The organism is Streptomyces sp. NPDC001606 (assembly GCF_053596835.1).
Genome location: NZ_JBSFHC010000003.1, coordinates 32,128 through 53,306 on the forward strand (window position 1 = coordinate 32,128; position 21,179 = coordinate 53,306).

22 protein-coding genes are annotated in these 21,179 nt (G+C 72.0%); 13 read left to right on the plus strand and 9 right to left on the minus strand.

Going from position 1 to position 21,179, the window contains the following annotated elements; all coding sequences use genetic code 11:
• The gene (locus ACWCV9_RS07645) at positions 1–1,020 is read left to right on the plus strand and encodes an ADP-ribosylglycohydrolase family protein (protein WP_450784733.1); all 1,020 of its coding nucleotides are present in this window, start codon (positions 1–3) and stop codon (positions 1,018–1,020) included.
• Positions 1,021–1,024: 4 nt separating this feature from the next.
• Positions 1,025–1,774, plus strand: a complete 750-nt coding sequence (locus ACWCV9_RS07650) for a nucleotidyltransferase domain-containing protein (protein WP_450784734.1) — start codon at positions 1,025–1,027, stop codon at positions 1,772–1,774.
• Here the strand turns inward: ACWCV9_RS07650 and ACWCV9_RS07655 are convergent.
• Positions 1,700–2,452, minus strand: coding sequence for a nucleotidyltransferase domain-containing protein (locus ACWCV9_RS07655; RefSeq protein ID WP_450784735.1), 753 nt, complete (start codon positions 2,450–2,452; stop codon positions 1,700–1,702). The genes ACWCV9_RS07650 and ACWCV9_RS07655 overlap by 75 nt on opposite strands.
• 22 nt (positions 2,453–2,474) lie before the next feature.
• On the minus strand, positions 2,475–2,894 hold the full coding sequence (locus ACWCV9_RS07660; protein WP_450784736.1) for a Rieske (2Fe-2S) protein: 420 nt from the start codon (positions 2,892–2,894) through the stop codon (positions 2,475–2,477).
• 146 nt (positions 2,895–3,040) lie between these two features.
• Between ACWCV9_RS07660 and aroH the strand changes: the two genes are divergently transcribed.
• From aroH to der, 5 genes are all read left to right on the plus strand, one after another.
• Positions 3,041–3,403, plus strand: a complete 363-nt coding sequence (gene aroH, locus ACWCV9_RS07665) for a chorismate mutase (RefSeq protein ID WP_450784737.1) — start codon at positions 3,041–3,043, stop codon at positions 3,401–3,403.
• Positions 3,400–4,485: a prephenate dehydrogenase gene (locus ACWCV9_RS07670; protein WP_450784738.1), complete on the plus strand. Its 1,086-nt coding sequence runs from the start codon at positions 3,400–3,402 to the stop codon at positions 4,483–4,485. The genes aroH and ACWCV9_RS07670 overlap by 4 nt, the downstream gene beginning before the upstream one ends.
• 118 nt (positions 4,486–4,603) lie before the next feature.
• On the plus strand, positions 4,604–5,299 hold the full coding sequence (gene cmk / locus ACWCV9_RS07675; RefSeq protein WP_450784739.1) for a (d)CMP kinase: 696 nt from the start codon (positions 4,604–4,606) through the stop codon (positions 5,297–5,299).
• 53 nt (positions 5,300–5,352) lie between these two features.
• Entirely contained in the window at positions 5,353–5,940 is a 588-nt protein-coding gene (locus tag ACWCV9_RS07680; RefSeq protein ID WP_450785238.1) for a lysophospholipid acyltransferase family protein, read from the plus strand.
• Positions 5,941–6,013: 73 nt separating this feature from the next.
• Positions 6,014–7,489 (plus strand): ribosome biogenesis GTPase Der, encoded by a 1,476-nt coding sequence (der, locus tag ACWCV9_RS07685; protein ID WP_450784740.1) that lies wholly within the window; start codon positions 6,014–6,016, stop codon positions 7,487–7,489.
• A 60-nt stretch (positions 7,490–7,549) separates the two neighbouring features.
• On the opposite strand, the gene ACWCV9_RS07690 is transcribed toward der, so the two are convergent.
• Both ACWCV9_RS07690 and ACWCV9_RS07695 read right to left on the minus strand, forming a co-directional pair.
• Positions 7,550–7,957: a hypothetical protein gene (locus ACWCV9_RS07690; protein ID WP_450784741.1), complete on the minus strand. Its 408-nt coding sequence runs from the start codon at positions 7,955–7,957 to the stop codon at positions 7,550–7,552.
• 55 nt (positions 7,958–8,012) lie between these two features.
• Complete coding sequence (locus ACWCV9_RS07695; RefSeq protein ID WP_450784742.1) at positions 8,013–8,795, minus strand: hypothetical protein; 783 nt, start codon at positions 8,793–8,795, stop codon at positions 8,013–8,015.
• Positions 8,796–9,337: 542 nt separating this feature from the next.
• Between ACWCV9_RS07695 and ACWCV9_RS07700 the strand changes: the two genes are divergently transcribed.
• Both ACWCV9_RS07700 and ACWCV9_RS07705 read left to right on the plus strand, forming a co-directional pair.
• Entirely contained in the window at positions 9,338–10,033 is a 696-nt protein-coding gene (locus tag ACWCV9_RS07700; RefSeq protein ID WP_450784743.1) for a LysM peptidoglycan-binding domain-containing protein, read from the plus strand.
• A 396-nt stretch (positions 10,034–10,429) separates the two neighbouring features.
• The gene (locus ACWCV9_RS07705; protein WP_450784744.1) at positions 10,430–10,645 is read left to right on the plus strand and encodes an I78 family peptidase inhibitor; all 216 of its coding nucleotides are present in this window, start codon (positions 10,430–10,432) and stop codon (positions 10,643–10,645) included.
• Between the two features lie 91 nt (positions 10,646–10,736).
• Here ACWCV9_RS07705 and ACWCV9_RS07710 read toward each other — a convergent pair whose 3' ends face one another.
• Both ACWCV9_RS07710 and ACWCV9_RS07715 read right to left on the minus strand, forming a co-directional pair.
• Entirely contained in the window at positions 10,737–11,750 is a 1,014-nt protein-coding gene (locus tag ACWCV9_RS07710) for a phosphatase PAP2 family protein (RefSeq protein ID WP_450784745.1), read from the minus strand.
• Between the two features lie 238 nt (positions 11,751–11,988).
• Positions 11,989–13,173: a glycosyltransferase family 39 protein gene (locus tag ACWCV9_RS07715; protein ID WP_450784746.1), complete on the minus strand. Its 1,185-nt coding sequence runs from the start codon at positions 13,171–13,173 to the stop codon at positions 11,989–11,991.
• A gap of 265 nt (positions 13,174–13,438) precedes the next feature.
• On the opposite strand from ACWCV9_RS07715, the gene ACWCV9_RS07720 reads away from it, so the two are divergent.
• Both ACWCV9_RS07720 and ACWCV9_RS07725 read left to right on the plus strand, forming a co-directional pair.
• Complete coding sequence (locus ACWCV9_RS07720) at positions 13,439–15,085, plus strand: MFS transporter (RefSeq protein WP_450784747.1); 1,647 nt, start codon at positions 13,439–13,441, stop codon at positions 15,083–15,085.
• Positions 15,086–15,178: 93 nt separating this feature from the next.
• Complete coding sequence (locus ACWCV9_RS07725; protein WP_450784748.1) at positions 15,179–16,369, plus strand: acyl-CoA dehydrogenase family protein; 1,191 nt, start codon at positions 15,179–15,181, stop codon at positions 16,367–16,369.
• Positions 16,370–16,406: 37 nt separating this feature from the next.
• On the opposite strand, the gene ACWCV9_RS07730 is transcribed toward ACWCV9_RS07725, so the two are convergent.
• A complete protein-coding gene (locus tag ACWCV9_RS07730; protein WP_385846534.1) occupies positions 16,407–16,850 on the minus strand; it encodes a cell division protein SepF in 444 nt (147 codons plus the stop codon).
• Between the two features lie 266 nt (positions 16,851–17,116).
• Between ACWCV9_RS07730 and ACWCV9_RS07735 the strand changes: the two genes are divergently transcribed.
• Complete coding sequence (locus ACWCV9_RS07735) at positions 17,117–18,205, plus strand: DUF5685 family protein (protein WP_450784749.1); 1,089 nt, start codon at positions 17,117–17,119, stop codon at positions 18,203–18,205.
• A 153-nt stretch (positions 18,206–18,358) separates the two neighbouring features.
• Here ACWCV9_RS07735 and ACWCV9_RS07740 read toward each other — a convergent pair whose 3' ends face one another.
• Positions 18,359–18,538, minus strand: coding sequence for a hypothetical protein (locus ACWCV9_RS07740; RefSeq protein WP_450784750.1), 180 nt, complete (start codon positions 18,536–18,538; stop codon positions 18,359–18,361).
• A 523-nt stretch (positions 18,539–19,061) separates the two neighbouring features.
• On the opposite strand from ACWCV9_RS07740, the gene ACWCV9_RS07745 reads away from it, so the two are divergent.
• Positions 19,062–19,961 carry a S1 family peptidase gene (locus ACWCV9_RS07745; protein ID WP_450784751.1) on the plus strand — a complete coding sequence of 300 codons (900 nt, stop codon included), beginning with the start codon at positions 19,062–19,064 and terminating at the stop codon, positions 19,959–19,961.
• Here ACWCV9_RS07745 and ACWCV9_RS07750 read toward each other — a convergent pair.
• Positions 19,940–21,082, minus strand: a complete 1,143-nt coding sequence (locus ACWCV9_RS07750; RefSeq protein ID WP_450784752.1) for a DUF3533 domain-containing protein — start codon at positions 21,080–21,082, stop codon at positions 19,940–19,942. The two genes, ACWCV9_RS07745 and ACWCV9_RS07750, sit on opposite strands and share 22 nt — an antisense overlap.
• Between the last annotated feature and the right edge of the window lie 97 nt (positions 21,083–21,179).

The window sequence follows — 21,179 nt, forward strand, 5'->3', positions numbered from 1 at the left end:
ATGGTGAATCGCGTGTCGAAACAAGCCGCAACCGGAGCACTGCTCGGCCTCGCCCTCGGGGACGCCCTCGGCTACCCGACCGAGTTCCGCGACGTGCCCTCGATCCTCGCCACCTGGGGGCCCTGGCGGCAGATGGAGCTGCCGGCCCGGGCCCTGGTCTCCGACGACACGCAGATGACCCTCGCCCTCGGGCGCGCGCTCACCACGGCCATGGAGCGGGGCTCCCTCGCGCCGAAGCGGCTGGAGCGGCCGCTGCGCGAGGAGTTCCTGGACTGGTACCACTCGCCGGAGAACAACCGGGCCCCGGGCAACACCTGCCTCACGGCGTGCAGCCTGCTCAAGGAGGAGGGCCGCCCCTGGCAGGACGCCAGCCGGCTCGGCTCCAAGGGCTGCGGCGCCAACATGCGCGTCGCCCCCATCGGCCTCGCCCCCGGCCTCGACGCCCACCAGCGCTCGGGCGCCGCCCAGTTGCAGGCCGCGCTCACCCACGGCCACCCCACCGCGCTGGCCGCCTCCGACCTCACCGCGCACGCCGTCCACCTGCTCGCGCAGGGCACCGACCCGACCGGGCTCGTCGGGCGCCTGCGCTCCTACGCGCTCGACCACCGCACCCACTACGACCACACCTGGCTCGGCGACCTGTGGACCCGCTCCCAGGACCCCACCCCCGAGCACTTCGCCGCGCGCGGCTGGGACGAGTGCCTGGCGATCCTCGACCGGCTCCAGCAGGCCGTGCGGACCGTCTCCCCGGAGACCGACCCGTGCCTGGCCACCGGCGAGGGCTGGATCGCCGAGGAGGCGCTCGCCACCGGCCTGCTGTGCTTCCTGCTCTTCCCCGACGAGCCCGTCACCGCCCTGCGCCGGGCCGCCTGTACCGCCGGCGACTCCGACTCCATCGCCTGCCTCACCGGCGCCTTCGCGGGCGCCTGGCTGGGTGCGGACGCCTGGCCGGCCGACTGGACCGGGCGGATCGAACACCGGGGCGACCTGTTGACCATGGGAGCGCTCTGGGACGCTTGATCCCATGATCGACGACCTCGACATCGACCTTGCGCCCGTGGTCGCCGAACAGCCCGACCCGCTGCTGTTCGCGACCGTCTCCGGAGCCCATCTGTACGGCTTCCCCTCGCAGGACTCCGACGTGGACCTGCGCGGCGTCCATCTGCTGCCCGCCGCGGACCTGGTGGGGCTGCGCGAGCCGGAGGAGACCCGTTCCCGGGCCTGGGTGCGCTACGGCCACGAACTGGACCTCGTCACCCACGACCTGCGCAAGTTCGTACGGCTCATGCTCCGCCGCAACGGCTATGTGCTGGAGCAGCTGCTCTCGCCCCTCGTCGTCCACACCGGCGAGGCCCACCGCGAGCTGGCCGCCCTGGCGCCCGGGGTCCTCACCAGCCACCACGCCCACCACTACCGCGGCTTCGCGGTGACCCAGTGGCGGCTGTTCGAGAAGACCGGCGAACTCAAGCCGCTGCTCTACACGTTCAGGGTGCTGCTCACCGGCATCCACCTGATGCGCAGCGGCGAGATCCAGGCCCATCTGCCCACACTCCTGGACCAGCTGGACGCTCCCCGCTATCTGCCCGAGCTGATAGCCGCCAAGCGGGAACGCGAGCACGGCACGGCCGTGGTCGACCGCGCGCGCGTGGAGGCGGACGTGGAGCGGCTGCACACCGTGCTCGACACCGCGCAGGCCGCCTCAGCCCTGCCCGACGCGCCCACCGCCCACGACGCCCTGCACGACTTCGTGGTCCGGCTGCGCCTCGCGGGCTGAGTCCCGGCGCACCCGGAACAGGAAGTCGGCCACCCGCGCGTGGTCCGGCTCCGCCGGCAGCGGGGTGCCGCGCAGGGCCTCCTCGGTCTCGGCCGCCAGCCGGGCCATCCGCCTCTCGACCTCCGCCCACGGCACCTCGCCCCGCTTCACCGCCAGCAGCGACTCGCGCCGGTCCCCGACATCGATCCGCAGCTCGCCGGTGCGCAGCAGATCCCGGGCGCTGAGCAGCAGACGCAGCAGATGCATCGCGTGCTTCCAGCGCGGGGCGCCGGTCGTGCGCACGTCGGCGTCCAGCTTGCGGCGCTGGCCGAGGGCGTACCTCGTGAAGGTGTCGTGGGCCCGGCGGGACAGGAAGGCGCCGCGCAGCGCCAGCAGCTCCCGGCCGGTGGCGTCCACGTGCTCCACCAGCGGGGAGTGCAGGCACTCCAGGATGTTCGGGTTGCCGCGCAGCGCCAGCTCGCAGAACCGCTCCAGCTCCCAGGAGAACTGCTCCTCGCCCGGCCCCTCCACATGCGTCGGCGGCTTGTCGAACCGCCAGAACAGGGGAGTGGGGGCGAGGAACACGCCCCGCCGGTCGGTGTCGCTCGCCTCCGTCGCCAGGCCGAACGCCCGCGAGCCCATGACACAGGCGTAGATCGTGTGCTCGCGCACCAGGTCCTCGGGGTTCTCCGGCTGCATGCCCGGAGCGTACGCGGGCCCCTCACGCCAGGTGGATCGAATGTCCCTCCACCCTGATCGACTCCTTGGGGAGCGGCTCGGTCGCGGGCCCCTGGACCACCGAGCCGTCGGCGATGCGGTACTTGCTGCCGTGGCACGGGCACACGATCGTGCCGTTCGTGACCTGGGCCACCGTGCAGCCCATATGGGTGCAGATCGCCGAGAACGCCTTGAACTGGCCCTTCGACGGCTGGGTGACCACCACCTTGCGGTCCTTGAAGATCTTGCCGCCGCCCTCCGGGATCTCGCTGGTCCGCGCCAGCGTCGGTCCGCTCTTCTGGCCGCCCGAGGCCGCGGGCGGCGCGGCGGACGAGCTCGTGCTCCCGCCGCATCCCGTGCAGCCCACGGCGAGCGCCGCCGCCCCCGTCGCCAGAACCGTGCGCCGTGTCGCACTCTGCGTCATGTCACCACTCCATACAGACGTAATAAACCGGTCGAAAATGGACCTTCGTATCGTCTCAGCGGTCGGGCGGCGGGCGCCCGGCCAGCGCGGGCTGACTACGCTGGACGGACCAAGAACCCATACGCATCGCAGCGAGGAGCAGCGCCGTGGCGGTACGAGCGGTCCGCGGGGCCGTCCAACTCGAGCGGGACGAGGCCGGACACATGGACGAGCAGGTCGGAGCCCTGCTCACCGCCATCCTGGAGCGGAACGGACTGACCGCCGACGACCTGATCAGCATCTGGTTCACGGCCACCCCCGACCTGCACAGCGACTTCCCGGCCGCCGCCGCCCGCAAGCTCGGCATCGTCGACGTCCCGCTGATCTGCGCCCAGGAACTCGACATCCAGGGCGCCATGCCCCGCGTCGTCCGGGTCCTGGCCCACATCGAGTCGGACCGGCCCCGCGCCGACATCGCCCACGTCTACCTCGGCGCCGCGGCCGCCCTGCGCAAGGACATCGCCCAGTGAGAACCGCCCTCGTCATCGGAACCGGCCTGATCGGCACCTCCGCCGCCCTGGCCCTCGCCCAGCGCGGCGTCGTCGTCCATCTCGCCGACCACGACCCCGAGCAGGCCCGCACCGCGGCCGCGCTCGGCGCCGGCACCGACCAGGCCCCCGACGGCCCCGTCGACCTGGCGGTCGTCGCCGCCCCGCCCGCCCATGTCGCCCAGGTCCTCGCCGACGCCATGCGCCGGGGCGTCGCCCGCGGCTACCTCGACGTGGCCAGCGTCAAGGGCGGCCCGCGCCGGGAGCTGGAGGCGATGGGCCTCGACCTCACCGCCTACATCGGCACCCACCCCATGTCCGGCCGGGAGAAGTCCGGACCGCTGGCCGCCACCGGCGACCTCTTCGAGGGCCGCCCCTGGGTGCTCACCCCGACCCGGGACACCGACACCGAGGTGCTGAACCTCGCCCTCGAACTGGTCTCGCACTGCCGGGCGGTCCCGGTCGTCATGGACGCCGACGCCCACGACCGCGCGGTGGCGCTGGTCTCCCACATGCCCCACCTGGTCTCCAGCCTGGTCGCCGCCCGCCTGGAGCACGCCGAGGAGTCGGCCGTCCGGCTGTGCGGGCAGGGCATCCGGGACGTGACCCGGATCGCCGCGTCCGACCCGCGGATGTGGATCGACATCCTCTCCGCCAACCCCGGCCCGGTCGCCGACCTGCTCGCCGACGTCGCCTCCGACCTGGACGAGACCGTCCAGGCGCTGCGCGCCCTGCAATCCTCCGACGAGGACAAGCGGCGCCTGGGCAGCACCGGCATCGAGGACGTGCTGCGCCGCGGGAACGCGGGCCAGGTCCGGGTACCCGGCAAGCATGGCAGCGCGCCGCGGGCGTACGAGACCGTCGTCGTGCTCATCGACGACCAGCCCGGCCAGCTGGCCCGCATCTTCGCGGACGCGGGACGGGCCGGGGTCAACATCGAGGACGTCCGCATCGAGCACGCCACTGGGCAGCAGGCCGGTCTGGTGCAGCTGTCGGTCGAGCCGGCGGCGGCCCAGGCGCTGGCCACCGCGCTGCGGGAGCGGGGCTGGGCGCTGCGGCAGTAGGCGGCCCGGGCCCGGGAGGCGGGGGTCCGTTCGGGTCACCCGGACCCAGTAACCTTGTGCGGGGCGCCCTCGCGTCCCGCACCCCGCCCACCACCCTTCACCAGGAAGGTGCCCACCCGTGGAAAACGGCGCCGCCCCGACCGCCAAGCCCGTGATCGTCGCCATCGACGGTCCCTCCGGCACGGGCAAGTCGAGCACGTCGAAGGCCGTGGCCGCGCAGCTCGGCCTGAGCTACCTGGACACCGGCGCCCAGTACCGGGCGATCACCTGGTGGATGGTGACCAACGGCATCGACCTGGAGGACCCGACCGCCATCGCGGCCGTCGCCGGCAAGCCGGAGATCGTCTCCGGCACCGACCCGGCCGCCCCGACCATCACGGTCGACGGCGTCGACGTGTCCGGCCCGATCCGCACCCAGGAGGTCACCTCCAAGGTGAGCGCGGTCAGCGCGGTGCCCGAGGTGCGCACCCGGATCACCGAGCTCCAGCGCTCCCTGGCCGCCGGCGCGGAGCACGGCATCGTGGTCGAGGGCCGCGACATCGGTACGACGGTGCTGCCCGACGCCGACCTCAAGATCTTCCTCACCGCCTCCGCGGAGGCCCGCGCCGCCCGCCGCAGCGGTGAGCTGAAGAACGCCGACCTGCACGCCACCCGCGAGGCCCTGATCAAGCGGGACGCGGCCGACTCCAGCCGCAAGACCTCGCCGCTGGCCAAGGCCGACGACGCGGTCGAGGTGGACACCACCGAGCTCACCCTCGCCCAGGTCATCGAGTGCGTCGTCACCCTGGTCGAGGAGAAGCGGGCCGGGAAGTGAGCGTTCCGTCCGAGCGGGGCGCCGAGGTCGGCCGGCGCATCGGCGTCGGCCTGATGTACGGCCTGTGGAAGCCGCGGGTGTTCGGCGCCTGGAAGGTGCCGGCCACCGGCCCGTTGATCTTCGCGGTGAACCACTCCCACAACATCGACGGACCGATGGTCATGGGCGTGGCGCCCCGGCCCACCCACTTCCTGATCAAGAAGGAAGCCTTCGTCGGCCCGCTGGACCCCTTCCTGACCGGCATCGGCCAGCTGAAGGTGGACCGCGCCGCCGCCGACCGCACCGCGATCTCCCAGGCCCTGGGCGTGCTCCAGGCCGGGGGAGTGCTGGGCATCTTCCCGGAGGGCACCCGGGGCGAGGGCGACTTCGCCTCGCTGCGCGCCGGGCTCGCCTACTTCGCGGTGCGCGGCGGGGCGCCGATCGTGCCCGTCGCCGTGCTGGGAAGCTCCGAGCGGCGCGGACGGTTGATAAAGGGACTGCCCCCGCTGCGCTCCCGCGTCGACGTCGTCTTCGGCGACCCCTTCGAGGCGGGCGACGGCAGCGGACGGCGCACCCGCAAGGCCCTGGACGAGGCGACCGAGCGCATCCAGAAGCAGCTCACCGGCCACCTGGAAAACGCCAGGCGCCTGACCGGGCGCTAGGCGACACTTGAGTAGTGGATCAGCTCCCCGGGCCGGTCCACCGATCACCACGAACGAACGAGGTACGGACTTCATGAACGACGACATCCAGCCCGAGGGCTCGCACGAGTACGAGCACGGGGCTCTCGGCGACGCCGAGTACGCGGAGTTCATGGAGCTCGCCGCGGAAGAGGGCTTCGACATCGAGGACGTCGAGGGCGCCATCGAGGCGGCGGGCCACGGTCCGCTGCCCGTGCTCGCCGTCGTCGGCCGCCCCAATGTCGGCAAGTCGACCCTGGTCAACCGGATGATCGGCCGCCGTGAGGCGGTGGTCGAGGACCGGCCGGGCGTCACCCGTGACCGTGTCACCTACGAGGCCGAGTGGGCCGGCCGCCGCTTCAAGGTGGTCGACACCGGCGGCTGGGAGCAGGACGTCCTCGGCATCGACGCCTCCGTCGCCGCCCAGGCCGAGTACGCCATCGAGGCGGCCGACGCGGTCGTCTTCGTGGTGGACGCCAAGGTCGGCGCCACCGACACCGACGAGGCGGTCGTACGGCTGCTGCGCAAGGCCGGCAAGCCGGTCGTGCTGTGCGCCAACAAGGTCGACGGCCCGAGCGGCGAGGCCGACGCCGCCTACCTGTGGAACCTGGGCCTCGGCGAGCCCCACCCGGTCTCGGCCCTGCACGGCCGCGGCACCGGCGACATGCTCGACGCCGTCCTGGAGGTGCTGCCGGACGCGCCCGAGCAGTCCTTCGGCACCGCGCTCGGCGGCCCGCGTCGCATCGCCCTCATCGGCCGCCCGAACGTCGGCAAGTCCTCCCTGCTCAACAAGGTGGCCGGCGAGGAGCGGGTCGTCGTCAACGAGCTGGCGGGCACCACCCGTGACCCGGTGGACGAGATCATCGAACTCGGTGGCAAGACCTGGAAGTTCGTGGACACGGCCGGTATCCGCAAGCGCGTCCACCTCCAGCAGGGCGCCGACTACTACGCCTCCCTGCGCACCGCCGCCGCCGTGGAGAAGGCCGAGGTCGCGGTCGTCCTGATCGACGCCTCCGAGAACATCTCCGTGCAGGACCAGCGGATCATCACCATGGCCGTCGAGGCGGGCCGCGCCATGGTCATCGCCTACAACAAGTGGGACACCCTCGACGAGGAGCGCCGCTACTACCTGGAGCGGGAGATCGAGACCGAGCTGGGCCAGGTCACCTGGGCCCCGCGGGTGAACGTCTCGGCCCGCACCGGCCGCCACATGGAGAAGCTGGTCCCGGCGATCGAGACCGCCCTCGCCGGCTGGGAGACCCGCGTCCCCACCGGCCGCCTCAACGCCTTCCTCGGCGAGCTGGTCTCGGCCCACCCGCACCCGATCCGGGGCGGCAAGCAGCCGCGCATCCTGTTCGGCACCCAGGCCGGCACCAAGCCCCCGCGGTTCGTGCTCTTCGCCTCCGGCTTCATCGAGGCGGGCTACCGGCGCTTCATCGAGCGCCGGCTGCGCGAGGAGTTCGGCTTCGAGGGCACCCCGATCCACATCTCGGTGCGGGTCCGCGAGAAGCGCGGCCAGAAGAAGAAGTAGGCCGCAACGGCAGGAAGGGCGCCCCCTGGTCTCCAGGAGGCGCCCTTCGCCGTACCTCGGTCACACGCCCCGGCGCGGACCCGGCGGCAGCGCCGGGGCCGGGACGTGGTGCATCCCGGTGTCGTGCTGGTGTTGCCGCCCGACCGTGCCGACCCGCTGCCACTGCGACTGGGACTGCTGGCGGGCGCTGTAGGCCCCGGCGCTGTAGGCGCTGTACGAGCTGCTGAACGACCCCGCCCGGTGGCCGCCGTAGGAGCCCAGGGCGTCCGGGATGGTCCCGAAGGCGCTGAACCTCAGCCCCTCCTCGCCGCTGCGGTCCCCCGGCAGCGTCCGGAAGGTCTTGACCCACTCCGCGTAGAGCGAGTCGTAGATCGGCGTGGCCGACGGTCCCCCGGAAGGCTCGTGAGCCATCCGGGCGGACGGGACGGAGGAGAAGGAGAGCCGGGGAGAAGTGTCGTATGCGTGCACGTATGTCCAAACGACGGCGCCCGGGAAGAGATACGGCTACCCGGGTGGCCGCGACTCAGGTACCCGCGAGGGGCAGCGCGGCCGCCACCAGCATCCCCTGCGCCGCCGCCTTGTCGAGAGCGGCCCGCAGCAGGTCCTCTCGCGGCTGCCGGCCGATCGACCCTACCGGCGCCGCGAACATCAGCACCTGCTGGTGCTTGTTGGCGGCCGCCCGCCAGTTGTCGGCGACCTGGAGTGGCTGGTGCGCCTGCCACCAGGCGACCGGCTGGCCGCCGTTCTGGCCCGGCTGGAGGACCGCGTGCAGCTGGCCCACGGCCAGCAGCACCGACCAGCCGTGCAGCACCGGCGGCACGGTGGCCAGTTCGGTCACCGGCATGAAGCCCTGCTCGATGAGGAGCGGAAGGAAGTCGTCACCGGCCGCGGTGGAGCCGGGGCGCACGATGGCCGAGGTCGGCTCGACGACGAGCGCGGGGTGCAGCTCGCCCTCGATCAGCACGAGACCGCTGGTCACGCCGAGTACGGCCTGCTCGGGCACGGCCTTCTCGGGCTCGCTGTGGGTGGTGTCGCCGCCGATGGAGCGGACGGCGCCCTGGAGTTGCTCCTCGGTGACCTGGACGACCTGCGAGGGCAGGCAGCCGGCGTGGGCGAAGGCGAGGACGGCGGTCTCCTCGCCGACGAAGAGGACGGTGCTGGTGCGCTCCTGTTCGGAGTCGCCCGGGGTGCGACAGGACGTGCAGTCGTAACTGCCCGGGGCGTTCTCTCCGGCGAGCAGCCGGTCGGCTTCTTCGTCGCCGATCTCGGCGCGTACGGCGTCACTGACGTCGAGCATGCGCGGCACGGGTGGCTCCCTCGGGATGCGTGCTGGGTCGGCCGGGTGGCTCCCGGCCGATGAGCCCCGGGGTTCCGGGCTCATGAAGATGACAACGGGCGTCCTGTGGTGGGAGTCACGCTCGACACGGATCAGGTTCCCCTCAGCTCCGGCTGGTGATCACCGTAGGTAAGGATTTCGGAACGCAGCGTCAACTCTTCGTGCCGTCAAGGAACTTGAATGGGTGAAGTGGGTCACAGGCCGCTTCGGCGAGTGGTCGACAAATCATGAAAACAGGGGATGAAGTGGGTGGCCGAAAATCGCCGATACCCGCGGTAACGCCCAACTGGCCTGGCCCGACGGGGCGTTGGTTGATGACCATCGCTCAACCTCCCTACATTCCTCCGCCGTGTGCAACGAGCACCGCTCGGGTACGTCCGCCGGCCGGCACCAGGCAGAGCACGACCGCCAGGTCCGGCCGCGATGGACGGGGCGGGCGCGGCGAACCACGGTCATGCGTGGCAAGGCGCGCTCCGCCTGGGGGGAACCCGGGTACGTGGAGAGGGAATTACATGTCCGAGTGTGCCGATACCACCCGTAGCACCGCCCGCGTCGACAGCGCCCGCAAGGGCCGTACGACGGCCGCGCTCGCCGGAGCCGCGCTGCTGGCCCCGCTGGGGCTGCTGGCCGCGACCGGCAACGCCGCCGCGGCGGACAACGGGGTGTGGGACCGCATCGCCCAGTGCGAGAGCGGCGGCAACTGGCACATCAACACCGGCAACGGCTACTACGGCGGGCTCCAGTTCTCCGCCGGCACCTGGCGCGCGTACGGCGGCACCGCCTACGCCCCGACGGCCGACCAGGCCTCGAGAAGCGCGCAGATCGCCGTCGCCACCAGGGTTCAGCAGTCCCAGGGCTGGGGCGCCTGGCCGGTCTGCTCGGGCCGCGCCGGTGCCTCCGGCGCCGCCCCGGCGGCCGAGACCACCGGTTCCTCCGGTACGGCCACCACCCACCACTCGACCACGCGGCAGAGCGTGCCGACGAAGTCCCACGCCCAGGAACAGACCTGGCGCGCGGCACCCGAACGCCCGTCCGAGCACATCAACCGCGGCGCGTCCCGCGGCGACTACACGGTCCGCGAGGGCGACACGCTGAGCGCCATCGCCGCCCGGCACGGCACCAGCTGGCAGCGCCTCTACGCCGCCAACAGGGCCGTCATCGGGGACGACCCGAACCTGATCGTGCCCGGCCAGCGCCTGGCCCTCTGACCGGCCGACGCGCCCCGCGCCCCACGCCCCGCCCGCACCGGCGGCGCGCGGGGCGCGTGCGCGTTCGGCGGCCGCCGCCCGTGTGCTCGATCCGTGAATTTCCTATGCGGTGTCAGCTCGCCCGGCATAGCAGCGGATTGCGCGGGGAATCACGCCGCGGAGCCCGCCCGATCCGTGCGTGAGCGGCTTTCCGCGGGCCAATTCGGGACGGCTCCGGGGCAGGCGTGAATTCGGCTGGATTGCGCCGGTGGGCGGTACGGAAACCCTCGTACGTGTGACGGAGTTCGGCGGAAACGCGTGTCGGCAAGCTGTGACACAAGTGTGACGGGTTTCTGATGCTCCTCTTACCCGCGGGCTCGGCTTCCGCCACCGCCGGTCGCGGCCTAGCGTGGCCGTATGGCATCCATTCCCACTCCGTCCGCGGAGCCCCAGGACAGTCCCGACGGATACGTCGGCCTCGACGCCGGAGAGGCGGAGCGGCTCGCCCGGGAGCGGGGGTGGTCGACGGTGCGGGCGCTGGCGCCGGGCACGGTCATCACCCTGGAGTACCGGGTGGGGCGGCTGAACTTCGAGGTGCAGGAGGGACTGGTGGTGCGGGCCTGGAAGGGCTGAGCGGGGTTCTCGCGCAGTTCCCCGCGCCCCTGGGGGCGCGGGGTGCGGTGTGTGCGTACCGGACTGCGCTGCTGTGGCCGTCAGGCCGCCGTCACGGGCGGGCCGGCTGGGTGGTGCCGCGGGGGTGGCGGTCGGCGTGCGGCGGGCGGCGGCTGCCCACCGGGGTGACCGGGGTGCGCTCCGCACGGCTCGTGTGCGGGCCGGGGGCCAGATGCGCCAGACCGCGCGAGGCCCTGGTGGTGGAGACCGGCTCGCGGGCCGGCGTCGGCTGCTCGGCCGGGGTGGCGCGCGGCTTGACCACCACCGGGGTGACCGGGACGACCGGTTCGGGGGCGGGGCGGCGGATCCGGTCGCGGATCTGGTCGCGCACGAAGAAGACGAACTTCTCCACCATGGCGATCAGCGGCTCCAGCCAGGGCAGCGCGAGCAGGATCAGCAGACCCGCGGCCCAGCCGAGGAGCACATCGCTCAGCCAGTGCGTACCGAGGTAGACGGTGGTGAGGCCGACGCCGAGCGCGGTGACCGCGGACAGCGCCGACAGCCAGCGGCGGGCTCGCGGGGTGGAGGCCAGATACGCCAGGATGCCCCAGGTCACCACCGCGTTGGCGGTGTGGCCGCTGGGGAATATATCGCCGCCCATGCCCATCTCGTTGGAGCCGATGACGGTCGCGTAGTGCGGACCGAGCCGCCCCATCCCGTACTTGGCGGCGCCGACCGTCATGTTCAGCAGCAGCAGCGAGGCGGCCAGGCTCAGCAGCGGGCGGAGCGTGTGCTGCCGCCAGGAGCGCCAGCCGAGCCAGGCCGCGACCATCACGGCGGTCGGGCCGCGCTGGCCGAGCACCACGTAGTAGTCGAGGAAGGCGTGGATCTGCGGCCACTGCTGGTACGGCCGGAAGAACATGACCTGCCAGTCGAGCCGGACCAGCCAGGAGGTGGTCACCACGGCCCAGATGATCGCCAGGTAGAACGCCAGGGTCGCCGAGAACAGCACGACCCGGTGCCGGCTCATCCTCGGCACATCGATGTGGGCCGGTCGTTCCGGCTCACGGTCGAGTCTGGCGAACACCCGGTCCAGACGCCGGGTGAGGTTTCGTTCGGTACGCACCCAATCGACGTTACAGCGAGTGAGCTGTGTTCCCGGACGAAACAGCGGCTTTGTGATGACGATGTGATGTGGGAAACCTCTCAAGGGTGCGGAGAATTCCCTGGATTCCGTAATCCGGTGAGCTGGTCGGCCGCAATTCCTTTGATCATGCCGGGTGTTGTTTATATCGCGCTTATGAATGCGTTAACCGGATCCTGGTGTGCAATTCTCCGCGGTGTCATCGGGCCCGGAAGGTGGATCATGGTGGGCCGGAGCCGTTCAGCCAGAACGCCCCGTAGACCGCCGTCGCCACCGCCAACCCCCCGATGACCAGGGCGGATCGGGAGGTGCGCTGCCGGGCGAGGGCCTCGGCGAGCGGCAGCAGCACCGGGAAGGCCGGCATCAGCAGCCGGGGCTTGGAGCCGAAGTAGCTCGACGCGCACAGGGCGAGGACGAGCACCACACCCGTGTACACGAGCAGTGCCACGGGCTGCCGCCGGCGTACGCCGGTGAGGTACAGCCAGAGCAGCAGGGCCACACCGATGATCAGGCCGGCGCCGGCGAGCGCGGCCGGAAAGGACGTGAGCTTGGCGGCCAGGAAGCGGGCGAAGGCGTAACCGCCGTCGAAGCCGTTGTGCCAGCCGGCCTGGACGTCCAGATACCCGAGCGGTCCCTGGCCGGTGTGCTGCCCGACCCACAGCACATATCCGGCGGCCCCGAGCGGGGCGATCAGCATGCCGAGCGCCCGGCGCCATCGTGGGGCGTGGTTACCGTCGTACGCGCCCGGCGTACGCGCCGCGCTTCGCTCGTGCACGAACGAGACCGCACCCGCCACCCACACGGCCGCGACCACCGCCAGGCCCACCGGCCGGGTCAGCCCCGCCAGGGCCGCCAGCACACCGGCGCTCAGCCAGCGTCCGGTCAGCACCGCGTACAGCGCCCACGCCGCCAGCGCCGTGAACAGCGACTCGCTGTACGCCATCGACTGCACGATCCCGACCGGCAGCACCGCCCACAGCAGGACGGCGCAGACCCCCACCCGGGAGCCGTACACCCGCTCGGCGACCGCGAAGATCCCCGCCGCCGCGGCCAGCGACGCGAGCAGGCTGACGGTGAAGCCGGCGTCCGCGTACGTCACCGGCGCCACCGCGTGCCCCAGCCGCTCCAGCCAGGGCAGCAGTGGGAAGAACGCCAGGTCGGAGTGGACGTCCCCGTTCGGCAGCCGCACCTCGTAGCCGTAGCCCAGCTGGGCGACCCGCACGTACCAGAGCGAGTCCCAGCGCGCGGTCAGCAGCGTGTAAGCGCTCTTGCCGCGCGCGGCGCTCCAGACCGCCAGCACGAGCACCCCCAGGGCGCGGACCGCCGCATAGCCCAGGAGGGCGGGGAGCGCCCGGCGCGGCAGGGGGGCGCGGGGCGGGACCACGCGCGTTTCAAGATCGGTCACGGACTCGATTATCGACCGGGCCGGTGACCGGACCGGTCGCCGGGTCCTGGTCAAGAGGGGTGGGCGTGGCGTACGCCACACGGGTTCCGTCGCGCGTGTGAGAGGTCCACCACGTGAACGCGCGGCGAACTCGCGTACGCTGACGAGTCACCCGCGAGGGTTCACGTGGGCCGGAGACACCGCACCACTCCTCTCCGGCCGTACGGCAGGGAGTCCCCACCCCGTCGTCCGCCCCACGCGCGGGGAGCATCTGGGAGGTACGTACATGTCCGGGACGACCACGGCCGCCGTCCGGCGGCATCGTCGGGCGGCCGGGGCCGGTGCCAACCGCTGGGTCGTCCTCGTCGTCCTCTGTGTCAGCCTGCTGCTCGTCGCGCTGGACGCGACCGTGCTGCACGTGGCGGTCCCCGCCGTCAGCGAGGACCTCAGGCCCGGCGCCATAGAACTGCTCTGGATCGTCGACGTCTACCCGCTGGTCTGCGCCTCGCTGCTGATCCTCTTCGGCACCCTCGGCGACCGCGTCGGGCGCAGACGGATCCTGCTGCTCGGGTACGCCCTCTTCGGCGTCGCCTCCGCCGTGGCCGCGTTCGCGCCCTCGGCCGAGACCCTGATCCTGGCCCGCGCGCTGCTCGGCGTCGGCGGCGCGATGATCATGCCCGCGACCCTGTCCATCCTCCGCCAGGTCTTCCCCGACCGGCGCGAGCGCGCGCTCGCCATCGGCATCTGGAGCGCGGTGGCCGCCGTCGGCGCGGCCGTGGGCCCGCTGCTCGGCGGGTTCCTCCTCGAACACTTCTGGTGGGGCTCGGTCTTCCTGGTCAACATCCCGCTGATGCTGGTCAGCCTGCCGGTCGGCCGGATCCTGTTGCCAGAGTCCCGCGGTGACGGCACCGGCCCCTGGGACGTGACCGGCGCGCTGATGGCGGCGGCCGGCCTCTTCGGTGTCGTCCTCGGCGTGAAGCGGCTGGGCGGCGGCGAGACCGTGGCCGGCCCGTTCACCGTGCTGCCCCTGCTCGTCGGCGCGGCCCTCCTGGTGCTCTTCGTGCGCCGGCAGCGCCGGCTGCCGCACCCCCTGGTGGACCTGCGGATGTTCGGCCGGCCGGCGTTCAGCACCTCGGTGGGCTGCATCGTGCTGGCGATGCTCGCGCTGGTCGGCCTGGAGCTGATCGCCGCCCAGTATCTGCAACTGGTGCTCGGGCTGTCCCCGCTGCGGACGGGCCTCAGGCTGCTGCCGCTGACCGTCGCCGCGATGGCGGCCGGTCTCGCGGGGGCGCGGATGCTGCGCCGCTTCGGGCCGCGCCGGATGGTCAGCCTCGGCTTCTGTCTGACGGCCGCCGCGGTGCTGACCCTGACCGCGATGGGCGGCACCGACGACGCGCCGCTGCTGCTGTCCGCCTTCGTGCTGCTCGGCTTCGGCCTGGAGACCACGCTCTTCGGTGCCTACGAGTCGATGCTCAGCGAATCCCCGGCCGACCAGGCCGGCGGCGCGGCGGCGGTCGGCGAGACGTCGTACCAGCTCGGCGCCGGTATCGGCATCGCGCTGCTGGGCAGTGTGATGAACGCGGCCTACGCACCCGGCCTGCGGTCGGTGCCCGGGGTGCCCCCGCACGCCTCGGCCGCGGCCGGGCACTCGCTCGGCGAGGCCTACGACATCGCCGGACGTATCGGCGGGTCCACCGGGGCCGCGCTGCACCGGGCGGCCCGCGACTCCTTCGTGCACGGGCTGCATGTGACGCTGCTGGTGAGCGCGGGACTGCTGCTGCTCGGCGCGGTGCTCGCGCTGCGGCTGCCGCGGGTCATGCAGTGCGCGGAGCCGGAGCAGGAGCAGCCGGCCGTGGTGGAGCTGCCCGCGCCGCGGGACAGGGCGCCCGCCCGGGTGGAGTCCTCCCGGGTGGAGTCCCGGGTCTCGGTCTGACGGCCGGTGTACTGGACGTGCGGGACACTGCACCGTAACGTCGGCGGCAAAATGTAACTAGCGCTGCTAGTTTATTGTGCCGGAGGGTGCCCCATGTCCGCGTCCGCGAAGTTGCCCCCCTTCGATCCCGCCGACCCGCTCGGGATCGACGACCTCCTCGAACCGGAGGATCTGGCGATCCGGGACACGGTCCGCGACTGGGCGGCCGACCGGGTGCTGCCGTACGTCGCCGACTGGTACGAGCGGGGCGAGCTGCCCGTGATCCGGGACCTCGCGCGCGAACTCGGCTCCATCGGCGCCCTCGGCATGTCCCTCACCGGGTACGGCTGCGCGGGCGCCAGCGCGGTCCAGTACGGCCTCGCCTGCCTGGAGCTGGAGGCCGCCGACTCCGGCATCCGCTCCCTGGTCTCCGTCCAGGGCTCGCTCGCGATGTACGCGATCCACCGCTTCGGCAGCGAGGAGCAGAAGCAGCAGTGGCTGCCGCGCATGGCCGCCGGCGAGGTGATCGGCTGCTTCGGGCTGACCGAGCCCGACCACGGCTCCGACCCCGCCTCGATGCGCACCCACGCCAAGCGGGACGGCGACGACTGGGTGCTCAACGGACGCAAGATGTGGATCACCAACGGCTCGGTCGCCGGGGTGGCCGTCGTCTGGGCGCAGACCGAGGAGGGCATCCGCGGGTTCGTCGTACCGACCGACAGCCCGGGCTTCTCGGCGCCCGAGATCAAGCACAAGTGGTCCCTGCGCGCCTCCGTCACCAGTGAACTCGTCCTCGACGGCGTACGGCTGCCCGCCACCGCCGTGCTCCCCGAGGTCACCGGTCTGCGCGGGCCGCTCAGCTGTCTGTCGCACGCCCGTTACGGCATCGTCTGGGGGGCGATGGGTGCCGCGCGCAGCTCCTTCGAGGCGGCTGTGGAGTACGCGAAGACCCGGGAGCAGTTCGGGCGGCCCATCGGCGGCTTCCAGCTCACCCAGGCCAAGCTCGCCGACATGGCGGTCGAACTGCACAAGGGGATCCTGCTCGCCCATCACCTGGGGCGGCGGATGGACGCCGGCCGCCTGCGTCCCGAGCAGGTCAGCTTCGGCAAGCTCAACAACGTCCGCGAGGCGATCGAGATCTGCCGTACCGCGCGGACCATCCTCGGTGCCAACGGGATCTCCCTCGAATACCCCGTGATGCGGCACGCGACCAATCTGGAGTCGGTGCTCACCTACGAGGGCACCGTCGAGATGCACCAGCTCGTGCTGGGCAAGGCGCTCACCGGGCTCGACGCCTTCCGGTGAGCCCCCGGGTGGGGCAGGGCCGGGATGCGGCCCTGCCTCAGCTCTGGTTGAAGAAGCCGTCGGAGCGGTGTGCCGAGGCCTCACCGCTGATGATCTCCGTGTCGGCCGGGGTCAGCAGGAACACCCGGTTCGACACCCGGTCGATCGAGCCGCGCAGGCCGAAGATGAGCCCCGCCGCGAAGTCCACGACCCGCTTGGCGTCGCCCGGCTCCATGTTGGTCAGGTTCATGATGACCGGGACGCCGTCCCGGAACAGCTCACCGATCGCCCGGGCGTCCCGGAAGCTGTCCGGGGTGACCGTCGCGATCCGGCGGCCCTTGTCCTCGGCCGTGTCCGTGGCCACCTTCACCCGGGGGTCCGTGACCCAGGCGTCCTGGGACCCGGACTCGGTGCCCTCGGAGTAGTCGTCGTCGTAATAGCGCTCGTCATCGTTGTCGTCGACGAGGCCGAGCCACGCACTCGCCTTGCGTACCGATCCCATGGACGCCTCCTCTCACAGCGGTCTTTCTTGCTTTCCGCACCCCTATGGTCATCCATGATGCGGACGGCGCGCCAAGTGGATAGACGCCGCGCGGGGGGTTTGTGACGGTACTGGTGCACAGCGGATCCGTCGAGAGTCCTTGTGCCCCAAGGGGCGCGACCCATACGGCTGCTGACTGTGAGTGAAATATGATCGTCGACGGCGGACGGGTGATGCACGGTGCGTACGGGTGAACGCCAACATCGTGCCGGATACGGGGGATCGGTGTGTTCGGAATAGTCAGACCTTGCGCTCATCGGCTCGGTGAGCGCCTCAAGGCCGAGTGGATGGCGCACTTGTGCGGCCTCTGCCTCGCGCTGCGCCACGACCACGGACAATTCGCGCGTGTCGCGACCAATTACGACGGGCTGCTCATATCGGTCCTGACGGAGGCTCAGGCCGGCCGCACCGACGGCGCACGCCGTACGGCCGGACCGTGCGCACTGCGCGGGATGCGGACCGCGTCCGTCGCGCAGGGCGAGGGCGCGCGGCTCGCCGCCGCCGTGTCCCTGGTGCTCGCCGCGGCGAAGGTACGCGACCATGTCGCCGACCGGGACGGGCTGCTGGCCCGCCGGCCCATGGCCGCCGCCGCACGCCGGGTCGCCGCGGGCTGGGGCCGGGCCGGCGCGCACAGCGGGGCGGCGGTCGGCTTCGACACCGGCGTCCTGGTCGAGGCCGTCGACCGGCAGCTCGGCATCGAGACCCTGGCCGGGCCCGGCACCCCGATCCTGACGGTCACCGAGCCGACGGAGACGGCGACGGCGGCCGCGTTCGCGCACACGGCGGTGCTCGCCGGGCGGCCCGGCAACGCCGAGCCGCTCGCGGAGGTGGGGCGGCTCTTCGGGCGCCTCGCGCATCTGCTGGACGCCGTCGAGGACCAGCAGGCCGATGCCGCGTCGGGTGCCTGGAACCCGCTCACCGCCACCGGCACCTCCCGCGCCGAGGCCCGCCGGCTCGCCGACGACGCCCTGCACGGCATCCGGCTCGCGCTTGCGGAGGCCGAGTTCAGCGACGCCCGGCTCGCCCATCTGCTCCTCGCGCACGAGCTGCGGCGCTCGGTGGACCGGGCGTTCGGCCCCCCGGTCCACCAGCCCCCGAAGCCGCGTGGCTTCCTGCCCGGCTGCGGCATGTTCCTGGTGCTGTGCTGCACCTGCCAGATGTGCTGCGCCTCGGAGTACGAGGGCCCCTGGTCCCGGAAGAAGCGGGAAGGGTGCTGCCAGGACTGCGACTGCGACGGCTGTTCCGGCTGCGGCGGTGACTGCAGCGGCTGCGGCTGCGACAGCTGCGACTGCTGCTGTCCCTGCGACGGCTGCTGAGCGCGGTCACGGTCCCCCGGTGCGCCGGGTCAGGCGGTGGTGGCGAGCGCCGGATCCGAATGGTGTGCCGCTTCCAGGAATCCGTCCTCGCCGAAGCTGAGCACGGTCTTCGAGGAGTTCATCCGCCACCAGACCTCACCCGCGGCGAACGGCTCACACTGTTCCAGCAAGACGCCCCAGTTGCAGATCTCCGTAGGCGTGAAGGGCGGGGAGCGGGCCGGTGACCCCGTCCGGGCTCCCCAGCAGCCGCGACACCTCCGCGAGCGGCATGCCGAGGGGCAGCCCGGCAAGGCGGCCGGACATGAAGTAGGTGACGAGCTCTTCCTGAACCACGGTGTTTCTCATTCGACGTAAGGCCCGGCGTCAATGCTGACGCCGGGCCGTGGGTGGTGGTGAATCAGTCCTCGAGTGCCTTCACCAGGTTTCGAAGGCCGGGGATCTGCTTGCTGTACGGGTGGTTGACCTTTCCGCTGAAAGCCGACCTGAAGATCGCATCGCGAACCCGAACGCCTCGCCGTCCAGATCCCGGACACCGCCAACCCCTCCGCCGCCCGCCTCTTCCTTGGCTTCGGCTAACCGGAGGGGCGACTTCCGGACATTCCCGGGAGGCGCCGGCGGCGGGAAGACACAGGCGAAGTGAGCGGGAGCCGAGCTGATGTCAGGGGTGCCTGCGTAAAAGAGGTTTAAAGTCCAACGGCCGAAAGGCGCTCTTGTGCCTACCGGCCGTTCGGCCGAATACTCCCCCTCAGCGCTTGTCAGGGGCATGGGTGTTCGGAATCCGAGCCGGCTCCTGGCTGCGCCTCACGGGCCCCCGAACCCCACACGGGCCCCCGACTTCCCTTGGAGGGAACGAAAAGTGAGGATCAAGCGCACCACTCCCCGCGGTGGCACCGCAAGACGGACCCGGCTGGTCGCCGTGGCCACCGGTTTCCTGGCCGCCGCGGCGTTCGCCGCCCCCACCGCGAACGCAAGTGACGCCCACACGTTCAGCGCCACCCAGCTCACCAAGGTGAGCGACTCCGTCCGGCAGGCCGACGTACCCGGCACGGCATGGGCGGTGGACAGCACGACCCACCGTGTCGTCGTCACCGTCGACAGCACGGTCTCCCAGGCCGAGATCGCCAAGATCAAGCGCCAGGCGGGCGCCGGTGCCGACGCGCTCACCATCAAGCACACCCCGGGCACCTTCAACAAGCTGATCAGCGGCGGGGACGCCATCTACGGCGGCCAGTACCGGTGCTCGCTCGGCTTCAACGTGCACAGCGGCAGCACCTACTACTTCCTCACCGCCGGGCACTGTGGCCAGGTGGCGTCCACCTGGTACTCCAATTCCAGTCACACCACGGTGCTGGGCACCAACGTCGACTACAGCTTCCCGGGCAACGACTTCGCGCTGGTGCGGTACACCAACACCTCGGTCTCGCACCCGAGTGCGGTGGGCAGCCAGTCCATCACCAGTGCGGCCACACCCAGCGTGGGGCAGACCGTGTACCGGCGCGGGTCCACCACGGGCACGCACAGCGGGCGGGTCACCGCGCTGAACGCCACCGTCAACTACGGCAGCGGGGACGTCGTCTCCGGGCTGATCCAGACCACCGTCTGCGCCGAGGGCGGGGACAGCGGTGGTCCGCTGTACGCGGGTACGGTCGCCTATGGGCTGACCTCCGGCGGCAGTGGTGACTGCACCTCCGGTGGGACGACGTTCTTCCAGCCGGTCACCGAGGCGCTGAGCTACTACGGGGTCACGCTTCCCTGATCGTGCGTTCCGGAGCCCCCGCCGTCGGTCCGACGTGCGGGGGCTTCGTCGTGTCGGCTGTTCGCCGGTGCTTCCGCCGGCCGCCGTGGGCGGACGCCCCCCGCCACGTCCCCTTCCCGCCGCGCGCGGACGAACGCCGCCAGGAGGGTCACCGCGACGCCGGCGACCGCCCATGCCGACAGCACCAGGAGCGCGTCGGTGAGCGCGTTGCCCCGGAAGTAGGCGATCGAGCGGGCCGCCCAGGTGCCCGCGCCCGGGGGCAGTGCCGGACCGATCGCCTGCCAGAACGGGGGCAGCAGCGGGAGGGGGAAGGCGCCGCCCGCGCTCGGGTTGCCCGCGATGACGATCAGCAGGATCGCCAGCCCGATGCCGATGGTGCCGAAGAGTCCCTGGAGGGCGAGGGTGGCCGCGCCCACCGCGAAGGTGATCAGCGCGCCCAGGCCCCACAACGCGGCGGTGCCGCCCGGGAGGGCGCCCAGGACCGGGCCCACGATCAGCGCGCCGCCCAGGCCCCCGACCACCGCCACCAGGGCCATCGCGCCGAGTCTGATGAGTGCGCGGTGCGGGTTGGTGGGGCGGGCGCCGGCGCTGATCGCGAGGATCGAGGCGCACAGATAGCCGCCCACGCACCAGCCGACCACCAGGTAGAAGGACGAGAGGCCGTTGAAGTCCGCGGGGGAGGCCGGGGCCACGTCCACGGTGCGCAGGCTTCGGCCCTGGGCGCGTTCCAGGGCGGTGGTGAGGGTCTTGAGGGAGGTGGCCAGGGCCGTGCCGCCGCCCGTCGCGACCAGCAGGGTGTCCGTGGTGCCCGTGGGGTCGACCAGCAGGGCGCCGTCGATGTCCCGGTTGAGGATCCGGTGGCGGGCCGTCGCCTCGTCCGGGAGGGCGCGGGGGTCCAGGGGGGTGCCGGGCAGCTGCTTCAGGCTCGCTGTCGTCCGGGCCGGCTGGGGGGACACCACGCCGAAGGGGATGTGCGTGGGCTTCGGGTGGTGCAGGGCGCCCACGTAGGAGGTGATGAAGAGCAGCTGGAGCGCGATCACCCCGATCACGAGCAGGGTGGCCCGCGGGGTCACGGCGTCCTTCAGTTCGACCAGGAAGGCGGAGCGGGGCGGCTGGTTCATGTCCTCACGGTCCGGGCGGCGGTGCGTTTGCGCAGGTGGGACGGGGCTGGACGGGTGTCGTACAGGTGTTCGGAAATGGGGGTATGGTGGAAGGGTG

Bases quoted from the DNA above. Each gene is read 5' to 3' on its own strand.
- ACWCV9_RS07720 (WP_450784747.1), top strand. From the start codon at position 13,439: ATGTCCGGGACGACCACGGCCGCCGTCCGGCGGCATCGTCGGGCGGCC.
- ACWCV9_RS07750 (WP_450784752.1), bottom strand. From the start codon at position 21,082: ATGAACCAGCCGCCCCGCTCCGCCTTCCTGGTCGAACTGAAGGACGCC.
- der (WP_450784740.1), top strand. From the start codon at position 6,014: ATGAACGACGACATCCAGCCCGAGGGCTCGCACGAGTACGAGCACGGG.
- ACWCV9_RS07725 (WP_450784748.1), top strand. From the start codon at position 15,179: ATGTCCGCGTCCGCGAAGTTGCCCCCCTTCGATCCCGCCGACCCGCTC.
- ACWCV9_RS07705 (WP_450784744.1), top strand. From the start codon at position 10,430: ATGGCATCCATTCCCACTCCGTCCGCGGAGCCCCAGGACAGTCCCGAC.
- ACWCV9_RS07730 (WP_385846534.1), bottom strand. From the start codon at position 16,850: ATGGGATCGGTACGCAAGGCGAGTGCGTGGCTCGGCCTCGTCGACGAC.
- ACWCV9_RS07680 (WP_450785238.1), top strand. From the start codon at position 5,353: ATGTACGGCCTGTGGAAGCCGCGGGTGTTCGGCGCCTGGAAGGTGCCG.
- ACWCV9_RS07650 (WP_450784734.1), top strand. From the start codon at position 1,025: ATGATCGACGACCTCGACATCGACCTTGCGCCCGTGGTCGCCGAACAG.
- ACWCV9_RS07700 (WP_450784743.1), top strand. From the start codon at position 9,338: ATGTCCGAGTGTGCCGATACCACCCGTAGCACCGCCCGCGTCGACAGC.
- ACWCV9_RS07645 (WP_450784733.1), top strand. From the start codon at position 1: ATGGTGAATCGCGTGTCGAAACAAGCCGCAACCGGAGCACTGCTCGGC.
- ACWCV9_RS07660 (WP_450784736.1), bottom strand. From the start codon at position 2,894: ATGACGCAGAGTGCGACACGGCGCACGGTTCTGGCGACGGGGGCGGCG.
- ACWCV9_RS07655 (WP_450784735.1), bottom strand. From the start codon at position 2,452: ATGCAGCCGGAGAACCCCGAGGACCTGGTGCGCGAGCACACGATCTAC.